General features: G+C 40.2%; 9 protein-coding genes, 1 tRNA gene and 1 pseudogene. 6 read left to right on the top strand and 5 right to left on the bottom strand.

Going from position 1 to position 10,069, the window contains the following annotated elements; genetic code table 11:
* Window positions 1-16: 16 nt before the first annotated feature.
* The 4 genes and pseudogenes from CWC14_RS17480 to uvrD form a co-directional block, all read right to left on the bottom strand.
* Window positions 17-469 (bottom strand): annotated as a pseudogene (locus tag CWC14_RS17480) (chemotaxis protein); the annotation flags it as partial.
* Between the two features lie 60 nt (window positions 470-529).
* On the bottom strand, window positions 530-1,654 hold the full coding sequence (locus CWC14_RS17475) for an ABC transporter substrate-binding protein (RefSeq protein WP_138564166.1): 1,125 nt from the start codon (window positions 1,652-1,654) through the stop codon (window positions 530-532).
* Window positions 1,623-3,713 (bottom strand): GNAT family N-acetyltransferase, encoded by a 2,091-nt coding sequence (locus tag CWC14_RS17470; protein ID WP_138564164.1) that lies wholly within the window; start codon window positions 3,711-3,713, stop codon window positions 1,623-1,625. The genes CWC14_RS17475 and CWC14_RS17470 overlap by 32 nt, the downstream gene beginning before the upstream one ends.
* Window positions 3,691-5,856, bottom strand: a complete 2,166-nt coding sequence (uvrD, locus tag CWC14_RS17465; RefSeq protein WP_138564162.1) for a DNA helicase II — start codon at window positions 5,854-5,856, stop codon at window positions 3,691-3,693. Before uvrD ends, CWC14_RS17470 begins: the two co-directional genes overlap by 23 nt.
* Window positions 5,857-6,171: 315 nt before the next feature.
* Between uvrD and CWC14_RS17460 the strand changes: the two genes are divergently transcribed.
* The 3 genes from CWC14_RS17460 to CWC14_RS17450 all read left to right on the top strand — a co-directional run bounded on the left by CWC14_RS17460 (window position 6,172) and on the right by CWC14_RS17450 (window position 7,553).
* Window positions 6,172-6,396 carry a hypothetical protein gene (locus CWC14_RS17460; protein WP_013463755.1) on the top strand — a complete coding sequence of 75 codons (225 nt, stop codon included), beginning with the start codon at window positions 6,172-6,174 and terminating at the stop codon, window positions 6,394-6,396.
* A 112-nt stretch (window positions 6,397-6,508) separates the two neighbouring features.
* A complete protein-coding gene (locus tag CWC14_RS17455) occupies window positions 6,509-6,877 on the top strand; it encodes a YacL family protein (protein ID WP_013463756.1) in 369 nt (122 codons plus the stop codon).
* A gap of 52 nt (window positions 6,878-6,929) precedes the next feature.
* On the top strand, window positions 6,930-7,553 hold the full coding sequence (locus CWC14_RS17450) for a dUTP diphosphatase (RefSeq protein ID WP_138564160.1): 624 nt from the start codon (window positions 6,930-6,932) through the stop codon (window positions 7,551-7,553).
* Here CWC14_RS17450 and yrfG read toward each other — a convergent pair whose 3' ends face one another.
* Window positions 7,554-8,201, bottom strand: coding sequence for a GMP/IMP nucleotidase (gene yrfG / locus CWC14_RS17445; RefSeq protein ID WP_138564158.1), 648 nt, complete (start codon window positions 8,199-8,201; stop codon window positions 7,554-7,556). It lies immediately after the preceding gene.
* Between the two features lie 285 nt (window positions 8,202-8,486).
* Between yrfG and nudE the strand changes: the two genes are divergently transcribed.
* The 3 genes from nudE to CWC14_RS17430 all read left to right on the top strand — a co-directional run bounded on the left by nudE (window position 8,487) and on the right by CWC14_RS17430 (window position 10,067).
* Window positions 8,487-9,059: an ADP compounds hydrolase NudE gene (gene nudE, locus CWC14_RS17440; protein WP_171036872.1), complete on the top strand. Its 573-nt coding sequence runs from the start codon at window positions 8,487-8,489 to the stop codon at window positions 9,057-9,059.
* Window positions 9,052-9,849: a 3'(2'),5'-bisphosphate nucleotidase CysQ gene (gene cysQ, locus CWC14_RS17435; RefSeq protein WP_138564156.1), complete on the top strand. Its 798-nt coding sequence runs from the start codon at window positions 9,052-9,054 to the stop codon at window positions 9,847-9,849. The genes nudE and cysQ overlap by 8 nt, the downstream gene beginning before the upstream one ends.
* A 141-nt stretch (window positions 9,850-9,990) precedes the next feature.
* Window positions 9,991-10,067 (top strand) — tRNA-Met (locus tag CWC14_RS17430).
* Window positions 10,068-10,069: the final 2 nt, after the last annotated feature.

The following is a 10,069-nucleotide window of genomic DNA, read 5'->3' as shown; positions in this document are numbered from 1 at the left end:
GAAGGTGGATCTTTTACTTATGTACTTTAATAGCGTCTTCTACTTTTTGTAAAAGTGATTTAAACGGCTCATTAAAGCGTGACATTGTACTTTTTAATTCGTCGTTATCGGTTTTAAATTCCATATAAAATTGTTCAAAGTCAGCAAGCTCACATTGACTCGTATTTAACGAATTTTGCGAACTTAGTAACGCTTGTTCTAATTGATTAAACCACGTATTGAGTTGTTTTTGCCAAGATTTAAGTTGCTTTAACGCATCTCGGTTACTGTGCTCTGTAGACACGCCATTTAAAATTATTCCTAAGTCAAATACTGGGGTTGGGATCCCCATATAATCTTTAACGCCTAGGAAGCTCTTGTTATCGTTAGGCAGCACCGTGAGGTTATTATGAAATTTTTCTGTTAATAAGATATCAAGAATCTTAAGTGAAATGGTTTTATAACCCACTTTAAAATTAATTAAGTCCATGGCTTCCTCACATACTAAGTTTGTATACTAAGAATGGAACAATATTTGCCAGGTATTTATTTATTTATTCACATAATAAGAGCGATAAACATTACGTTTATTGTTGTTTTCAGTATTTATGAATAACTTTTGGATAAGTATATCGGTTACTAATAAAGAATTAAGCTCATTCATCAGGCAGGATTGCTGAAGGGGGAATTGACAGTTTTTCGCTGCTTTGCTAAATGCCATAGCGTTAATATAACCCTCAAAATGAAGACGACTTGGTTTTTTAATGTTGCTCGCTTGCATATCGGCTAAAAACTCAGTATAAAAATTATCGTTACAATTTAGTGGGTTTGGAACAATCTCCGTTACCATAATATTTGATGGTGAGTTTATTTCATCAAATAAGTCAAAGCTGGTTACAAACGAAACGCTAGTATATTCAGGATTAAACCCTTGCTTTTGGGCACTATTAATAAACTCAGAGAGTGGTTCATAAGTGCCGACTAAACAGATTGCCGTAACTCCGCTTAATTTTAAGGTATTAAGTGCCGACTCCACATCTTGGCTATTGCGTTTGTAGCGAGCAACTATTACCGGTGTAAGATTATATTTAGCGAGTGCTTCTCTTAGTCCTGATTCTACATATAAGCCAAATTCGTCAGCCTGTATAAGTAGCCCTATTTTAGTATGCTTATGCTCTTCAACGAGGTATTTGATTTGTTCTTGTGCTTCGTCGTTATAGCTTGCTCTTAAGTTAAATGCTTTAACTGACGGTTTTTCACGTAGAAAGCTCGCCCCGCTAAAAGGCATTAAGAACGGAATTTTTGATTGCTCTAGTAAAGGTATAATTGCATGGCTGGTTGGGGTACCCATTGCACCAAACAGGGCATCAACTTTATTTGTGTAAATAAACTGACGAGTATTATTAACGGTTTGTTTGGGTTCATAGTGATCGTCAGCAACTAAAAGTAGCACCTTAGCGCCATTAATACCGCCAGCGTTATTAACTTTGTCAAAATAAACGCTGCTACCTTTATGTAACTGTTGGCCAATATTTTTAGCAGGGCCAGTCAGTGCAGTAGACATGCCCAGCTTAATTACTTTGTTGTTGGTTTGCTCGGCATGCGCGAAAGTTTGCTCAAGCACTAATGCTATAAGGACAATGTTAAGGTTTACTATTATGTGAAATGCGCTCATACCAATTATTTACAGCCTTTTTAAATAATGTATTAAATGACTTTGTGCCATTCAAACCTAACTGACTTTGGATATTTTTCGGTGTCCAATTTTGTAATACTAGCCTAATAAAAACATATTGGAAATTATCGTCATCGGTTGGCAAGCTATACGGCAATGCCCAAAAACGTCGCCAGAGTAATGGTTTTATATTAAAAAGCTGGTAGTCACTTGTTAACATAGACTTTAATCTTGATTGCTCAGTGATACTGTCGGTATGAGTATTAAAATGAGAGACAATTTTCGCGACCAGTTGATAATCAAGCTGACTATAGTGATCGAGTAGTTGCAAAGGGAAATCGGCTTCGAACTGTGCCACTAATTGCTCTACTAGATGGTCACTTTTAGTTAAGCTTTTAACAACTAATGCGCTATGCTCGCCCGTTGCCTTATCTTTTTGAAAACCGAGTTTAACTAAATCAAAGCCATTACTTTGCCAAAAACTGAGTAATTGCGCATTGCCACCAAAGCTGGCACCAAACCAATGACACTCGCTCTGCAATTGCTGTTCACAGTATTTAAGTAACTGTGTGCCTATTTTTTTGTTGTGATGCTGTGGAACAATGGCAATACGCACCACGCGGGCGCAGTGTTGTTTTAAAACATCAGCATTAAAACTCAATTGTGCTAGCGTTTGTGCCATTAAGTGACCTTGAGGCCTACGCTTTCCTTGTGCTATTTCATTGCTCATGGAAGCATTAAATCCACCTTCAATCGCAATTAAACAGACACCGAGAATATTATCACCTTGTTGGCAAACAAATACATGTTGTTTAGTGGCGTCTAGTAAGTGGCGTAAATCATTCACACTGGTTTGATAATGTGCCAGCGTTAGCAACCCAATCACTTGATAAAGTAGTAACTCGTTACTAGCAAGTTGATGTGCCTGTAATTGCTTAAATTGCAAAGGGGTAGAGTGTAAGGTGAGGCTGTGATGTTCAGCATCTAAGGCTAATAACGTGCGAATATGCAGCTCTAATGGATCCTGCTTTGCAAAGCGAATAGGCTGCTCAAGAGTCATACTGCGCATATTTTTAAAATGCGTTTTAATGTAGCGAGTAAACTTTAAAATATAGCCGCGACCATTGCCTTCATAGCCAACCATGGTGCTTGAAAATACCACGCGAGGATAAAGGTGGAGTAGTTTTATTAGCATTGGAACAGGGATTGCTGCCGCTTCATCAATTAATAGCAAGTCACACTCAGGCTGTTCGTTAAGTAGTTGATCAGGTGCAATATATTGCATGTTTGCAATGCATTTATTGCCTGCTTGATACTCTAAATTAAGTGCGTTTGCTAAATGTTTAAAGCTGCTGTGCAATGCGCGAAATTGCATAGAGCTGATGAGGATTTTTTTATCGCTGAGTTTACTTGCTGCAATACCTAATGCGGCTGATTTTCCTCTTCCCCGATCTGCATTAATTAATAATGGTCGATTTGCTCGTCCGTTTGCCGTTTTTATTATTAATTCAATACACTGTTGTTGCTCGGTAAAGTCAATTTCACCAGTTGATAGATTCGTATCGGTAATACACCGCCAACCATTTTGCTGGCTCAAATGCAGTAAAGTAGTTTTGCTTAGTAAGTGAGCTAAGCGTTGGTTAAAAAAGCTGTAAGGGTGCATTTGCCCAAAAGATTGAAATAAGGGAAGGGCGTCATCACACCAGTGTTCAAGTTCTTTAAGTTCGGGTAGCAATATAATTAAAAAACCACCTGCTTGCACAACGCCACTGAGCGCGGCTAGTTTATCTGGCACCAGTCCACTGTAGCCGTCATAAACAGCATGAGCGCACTCTTGCCCTAAAATTTGGTGGGTATGCTCTGGCCAATGTGCATTAATTAAATGAGTGCTTTTTGACAGTACAAAAGAAGGGAGCTGCAAATGAGCAAGCAGCTGAGTACATTGCTCATAACACCAGTTTTTATCGCCTGTAAGCAGCAACAACTGACGATGTTTCGCATTCGCAAGTTGTTGCTGTACACGCTCTACAACGCGGTTAAACGGCTTGTAATCTTGCATAAGCTGTTACTAACCACTTACTGCCTAAGTCGTCAAAGTTAACTTGTACGCGAGATTGTGCGCCACTGCCTTCGTAGTTGAGTACGGTGCCAATGCCAAACTTTGCATGCAGCACGCGTTGACCTAAGTTAAATCCGCTTTCTTCAAATGCAGCATGGCTAACCGGTGCGCTAAAGCGACCGGCTGCAGGCGGGCGAGATACTTGTGTTTTAATGCGAATTTCTTCTACGCAGTCTTCGGGTATTTCACGTAAAAAGCGCGATGGGCTGTGATATTTCTCTTGGCCATATAAACGGCGGCTTTCTGCGTGGCTTATATACAGTTTATCCATAGCACGGGTCATACCTACATAACAAAGGCGGCGTTCTTCTTCTAAACGGCCCGTTTCTTCATTACTTTGTTGTGATGGGAACATGCCCTCTTCAACACCGACCATAAATACCAGCGGAAACTCTAAGCCTTTAGCTGAGTGAAGCGTCATCATTTGTAACGCATCTTCATGTTCATCAGCTTGCCCTTCACCTGATTCAAGCGAGGTGTAGGCTAAAAAGCCTTGTAGTGGTGAACTAAACTCTTCCTCTTCAGGGAGTTCATATTGATCGCAGGCGCTAATTAATTCTTCTAAGTTTTCAACCCGAGCACGGCCTTTTTCACCTTTTTCAGCCTGATACATTGCCATTAACCCTGAGGTTTGTATGGCATATTTAGCCTGCTCGTGCAGCGTTAAGTCACTAATTTTATCTTCAATATGTTCAATTAACTCAACAAACTTGGCAACAGCTCCAGAAGCGCGACCCGATAAATGCTGTTGCTCTACAATGGCTTTAGCAGCATACCAAAGCGGCAAAGATTCAGCGCGAGCGCAGTCACGTATATGGCTTAATGTTTTATCGCCAATGCCGCGGGCGGGCGTATTAATAACACGCTCAAATGCCGCATCATCTTGGCGGTTACCCACTAAGCGTAAGTATGAAAGAGCATCTTTAATTTCTTGGCGTTCGAAGAATCGCATACCGCCATAAATTCGGTATTTTAAACCTTCTTGTAGCATTGCTTCTTCAAGTACCCGCGATTGCGCATTACTACGATATAAAATAGCCGCATCTTGAAGTGCATTACCCGCATTAAGCCAGCTACGTAATTTGCTACTCACAAAGCGCGCTTCATCTAGCTCATTAAAAGCAGCATAAATAGAAATAGGTTCACCGTCATTACCATCAGTCCATAAACTTTTACCCATTCGCTCGGAGTTATTTTGAATTAACGCGTTTGAGGCTTTAAGAATAGTGGCAGTCGAGCGATAGTTTTGCTCAAGGCGAATCGTCTCTGCATCAAAATCGGTTAAAAAGCGTTTAATGTTTTCTATTTTTGCGCCGCGCCAACCATAAATACTTTGGTCATCATCGCCTACAATCATGATGCTGCTGGTATCGCCCGCAAGTAGTTTTAACCACGCATACTGAATAGTATTGGTATCTTGAAACTCGTCTACAAGCATGTGCGCAAAGCGCTGCTGATAATGACGCAGCAAGGTTGGGTTATTTTTAAGAACCTCATAGCTACGTAGTAAGATTTCAGCAAAATCAACTAGGCCCGCTCTATCACAAGCTTCTTGATAGGCTGCGTAAACACGCAGCATCATTTGCTCGTTAATATCGTATGCCTGAATATCTTTAGGGCGCAGAGCTTCATCTTTTTTAGCGCTTATGTACCAACCAAACTGCTTTGCCGGCCATTTTTTATCATCAATATTCATCGATTTTAATAAGCGCTTGATCATACGAAGCTGATCGTCAGAGTCTAAAATTTGAAAGGCTTCTGGTAAGTTTGCTTCACGGTGATGTGCACGCAAAATTCGGTGCGATAAACCATGGAAAGTACCAATCCACATGCCGCCTACAGGGGCTTTTAATGTTTCTTCAACCCGTGAGCGCATTTCTTTAGCGGCTTTATTAGTAAAGGTTACCGCAAAAATACTATAGGCAGAGGCTTGCTCTACTTGCATTAACCAGGCAATACGATGAACCAATACTCGAGTTTTACCTGAACCTGCTCCTGCTAATACCAGCATGTTTTGTAATGGCGCTGCAACGGCATCGCGTTGTTTATCATTTAAGCCATCGAGTAATTCTGAAACGTCCATCGTTACGCCTTTTTAATCAATAATGAGAGCAGTATAACAGGTGTTTTTGTTAGGCTAAATAAAATACTGTTTTTATAAACAGCTATTTATAAAATACGTATTTAAGTTGTTGAATAATTAACAGTATAAACTGAGCAAGTAACTAAAATAGCTATTTAAAATTGCTAATTTGACTTATTTTTGGCAAAAAATACTAAACTGATAAATTCGTAATAATTTAACTGTATGATTTGTAAGCCTTAATAAATTGGCATAAAGTGTGTAAGTATAAATAATAAGTACAAATACAAAATTAATTAAACTACAGAGGTTAGTATGTCTCAACAAGGTTCTGGCGGTAACGTAATCGCAGCATTATGTAATATTTTTTTCCCCGGTTTAGGGCAGTTGGTGCAGGGCCGTATTTTAGCGGCACTTGTTTTTGCAATTCTGGTTTTTGGCGGTTATGCGCTATGGTTTTTAGTTGTGCCAGCCGTAATCGGTGCCGTGTTCCATTTATGGGCAATTATTGATGCTGCACGCTATCGCTCAGGCGGTTAGCTAAATTGATGATGCTAAATAGCGCCTTATGGCGCTATTTTTGTATCTGGCTTTCATTATTCATAGCTGATTAGGTTATAATCTGTTGCATTAGCAGTACTGGAATAAAGTTATGGAATACCAATTCATTCGCGATCCTATTAGTGGGTTAAGAATTAAAATTAGCAGCGAGCACGCGATTATAGGCCGTTGGTTAAACGAAGAAATAGGCAAAGATAAAGTGGCTATGGTGCAGGCACTTATTAGCTCGGTGAGTTCAAGCTTTGAGCCGGTAACACTTAAAGGCCAAGAAATTGACCTAATTCTATCTAAAGATGAAGCATTATTCGAAGCGCATGCGCTGCATCAAGATAACGAAGATATATTAGCCTACCAAGATGACGAACTCATGCTTGAAGAGAATGATTTAAGCAGTGGTTGTGGTTTTGAAGACTTTGTTGACCTGATCAACTCGTGGCATGAGTTTTCGGCTGGTCGTTAAGTTATATTATCTGTATTATTACCCTAATTATAAATCCAACAGTGGAACCAATATGTCTGCGAATTTAAACAAACTAGTTGTTATGCTAGAAATGCAAAATGCCATGAATACCAAAGTACATGAGCAATGGTTTAGTCAAGGCTTTGAATGGTATAGAGCTATTTGGGTTGAATGTGCAGAAATGCTGGACCATTACGGTTGGAAATGGTGGAAAAAGCAAACCCCAGATACTGAGCAGGTGATTTTAGAGCTGGTTGATATTTTTCATTTTGGTTTATCGCTACGTATCGACGGTAAGACCAGCTACGAGCAAATCGCTACGCAGCTACAAACTCAAATGAGTGCACCACAACAAGGTGATGACTTTAAACAAACGCTTGAATTACTAGCGGCCAGTGCTGTTGCCAATAAAACCTTTGATGCAGCCGCCTTTGCTGGTTGTATGGCGCAAATAGGCATGGATATTGATGATTTATACCGTGGTTATGTAGGTAAAAATACGCTTAACTTTTTCCGCCAAGATCATGGTTACAAAGATGGCAGCTACATTAAAGTATGGCATGGTCAAGAAGATAACGAACACTTAGTAGAAGTAGTTAAAAGCCTTGATACTGAACATGCAGATTTTGCAAAACAGGTATATCAAGGCTTAGTAGCGCGTTACCCAAAAAGCTAATTATATAATAGCGCGGTAGTCGGTGACGCTTAAGTAATCGCTTATATCGTTATGTGGTTGCTGGCTATTAGGGTTAGCAACCGCAAGTAAATGCTCAATGCCGTATTCTCGTGCGGCATGTAATACCGGTAAACTGTCATCTACAAATAATGTGCGGCGTTTATCAAACCCTAAATCCCCTTGAACCTTGTGCCATAAACTTTGTTGCTCTTTACTTACCCCATATTCATGCGTTGACACCACCCCGTCTAAGTAGTTATCAATGGCGGTATGTTCAAATTTAAGCATTACGCATTCTGGATGAGCATTGGTAAGTAAAATGAGTTCTTTACCTGCACGTCGAAGTTCAGTTAAAAAATGTGGAACATCTTCACGTATTTTAATTAAATGTGCAGATTGACGCTTTAATTCGAGAATAGGTAAGTTTAGCTGTGCTTCCCAATAGTCAGAGCAGTACCACTGAATTTTGCCACTCACAGCCTGATAGCGTTTTAAGATATCTGCGCGGGCTTCCTCAAAACTGATATTTTGAGCCAGAGCATGTTGTTGTGGAACAACATTGAGCCAAAAGTCAGTGTCGTAATGTAAATCAAGTAAAGTCCCGTCCATGTCGAGTAATACAGTATCGATTTTTGACCAATTGAGCATGATACATCCTTGTGGAGATTGAGGCGTTAAATGATTACGTTGCGATGAAATGCTTGCAAGCGAAATATAATGGGCTCTGTTAATTGAACTTTAAAAACATATACCCAATGATGAAATATTAAGGGCGAATTCAATAACGCCAGATAAATATTTAACCTTAACTACGGGTAAGATATTTATGATTAATTCTGCATTTAAATTGCTTTTAATTCAAACTGAAACTCGCATCTTATACTCATTTGGGTATATGATTAGTATAACTGCAATGATAGCAAATTGATGCCCATGACACAGAAAAAGCACCCAACACCACCACAAATTCTCAGTAATAATGTTGTCGCTAAAAGTCGCTTATTTACTGTGGAGTCTTTAGAACTAAAATTTTCAAATGACGAAGAGCGTCAGTATGAACGAATTCGCGGCGGTGGCCGTGGAGCCGTTATGATTGTACCCATCACAGCTGAAAACGAACTACTACTCGTTCGAGAGTATTGCGCCGGCACCAATAACTATCAGTTAGGTTTCCCTAAAGGATTAATTGACCCCGGTGAAACACCTGAGCAAGCGGCAAACCGAGAGCTCAAAGAAGAAATTGGCTTTGGTGCAGAATACTTTGAAGCACTTAAAACGGTCACTATGGCGCCTAGTTATTTCAATGCCACTATGCATATTCTCTTTGCTAAAGATTTATACCCTGAAACCCTATTAGGTGATGAGCCAGAGCCATTAGTGCTTGTTAAATGGCCACTTGCACAGTGGCAGTCGCTATTAGAACAACCTGACTTTACTGAAGCACGTAGTGTTGCCGCTCTGCTATTATTAGATAAGTACTTAGCCTCAGGAGCGACTAATGGATAAATTACTTGAACCATGCATAACACTTGCCCAAAGTGCAGGTGATGCAATTATGGCTATTTATAAAAAAGATGATATTGGTCGACAAGAAAAATCAGACAATACGCCAGTAACTAAAGCAGATTTAGCCGCAAACGATGTACTTGTTGCTGGCTTAAAAGCGCTAGCTCCCGATATTCCTATTATGTCCGAAGAAACGCCGATCCCAGCATTGGAAGACAGACAGCACTGGCAACGCTATTGGCTGCTTGATCCGATGGATGGCACCGGTGAATTTATATTAGAAAGCGGCGACTTTGCCGTTAATATTGCGCTGATAGAAAATAATCATCCTGTATTGGGAGTGATTCATTGGCCAGCAAAGGGCGTGACCTATTTTGCTACCGCTAATAATGGGGCATTTAAGCGTAAAGGCGAGCATGATAAACAAATATTTGTAGCACCGCCCGAAAGTTTAACTTTGGCTGTGAGTCGCCGCCAAAAAATAGAAGCTGTGAGTCAGTATTTAAATGCGCAATTTGCAACGGTGGCTTTAGGCTCGTGTTCGCTTAAAGCTTGTATTGTTGCTGAAGGTAAAGCTGACTGCTTTTTAAGAATTGGTCCCACAGGTGAATGGGACACTGGCGCATCACAAGTAATAGTTGAAGAGGCGGGGGGGTGTATTACCGATGCTGAGTTTAACCCTCTGACCTATAACCAAAGAGAAAGCACAGAAAACCCAGACTTTATTGTTATGGGGCATCCCGATTGGGAATGGCAAAAAATGATAAACCCACATCAGCGATTAGTGTAATAACCGCCGTTTGATGGGTTTTTGTTCACTTAAACGTTTTTAATTAGTAAAACCTTGCATTATAGGTTTATTCCTATATTATAGCGCTCTCTTCGAAACAGGCTTGTGAACAACACGATACTGTTACAAAGAAATTACAGGCGCGGGATGGAGCAGCCTGGTAGCTCGTCGGGCTCATAACCCGAAGGTCGTCGGTTCAAATCCGGCTCCCGCAACCAAT

This window comes from Pseudoalteromonas sp. S3260, from assembly GCF_005886925.1.
Taxonomy (GTDB): Bacteria; Pseudomonadota; Gammaproteobacteria; order Enterobacterales; family Alteromonadaceae; genus Pseudoalteromonas; species Pseudoalteromonas tetraodonis.
This window is presented reverse-complemented; position numbering and strand designations above follow the sequence as displayed.

Coding starts and splice junctions, on each gene's coding strand:
- cysQ (WP_138564156.1), top strand. CDS start 9,052: ATGGATAAATTACTTGAACCATGCATAACACTTGCCCAAAGTGCAGGT.
- CWC14_RS17450 (WP_138564160.1), top strand. CDS start 6,930: ATGTCTGCGAATTTAAACAAACTAGTTGTTATGCTAGAAATGCAAAAT.
- uvrD (WP_138564162.1), bottom strand. CDS start 5,856: ATGGACGTTTCAGAATTACTCGATGGCTTAAATGATAAACAACGCGAT.
- nudE (WP_171036872.1), top strand. CDS start 8,487: ATGACACAGAAAAAGCACCCAACACCACCACAAATTCTCAGTAATAAT.
- CWC14_RS17455 (WP_013463756.1), top strand. CDS start 6,509: ATGGAATACCAATTCATTCGCGATCCTATTAGTGGGTTAAGAATTAAA.
- CWC14_RS17475 (WP_138564166.1), bottom strand. CDS start 1,654: ATGAGCGCATTTCACATAATAGTAAACCTTAACATTGTCCTTATAGCA.
- yrfG (WP_138564158.1), bottom strand. CDS start 8,201: ATGCTCAATTGGTCAAAAATCGATACTGTATTACTCGACATGGACGGG.
- CWC14_RS17460 (WP_013463755.1), top strand. CDS start 6,172: ATGTCTCAACAAGGTTCTGGCGGTAACGTAATCGCAGCATTATGTAAT.
- CWC14_RS17470 (WP_138564164.1), bottom strand. CDS start 3,713: ATGCAAGATTACAAGCCGTTTAACCGCGTTGTAGAGCGTGTACAGCAA.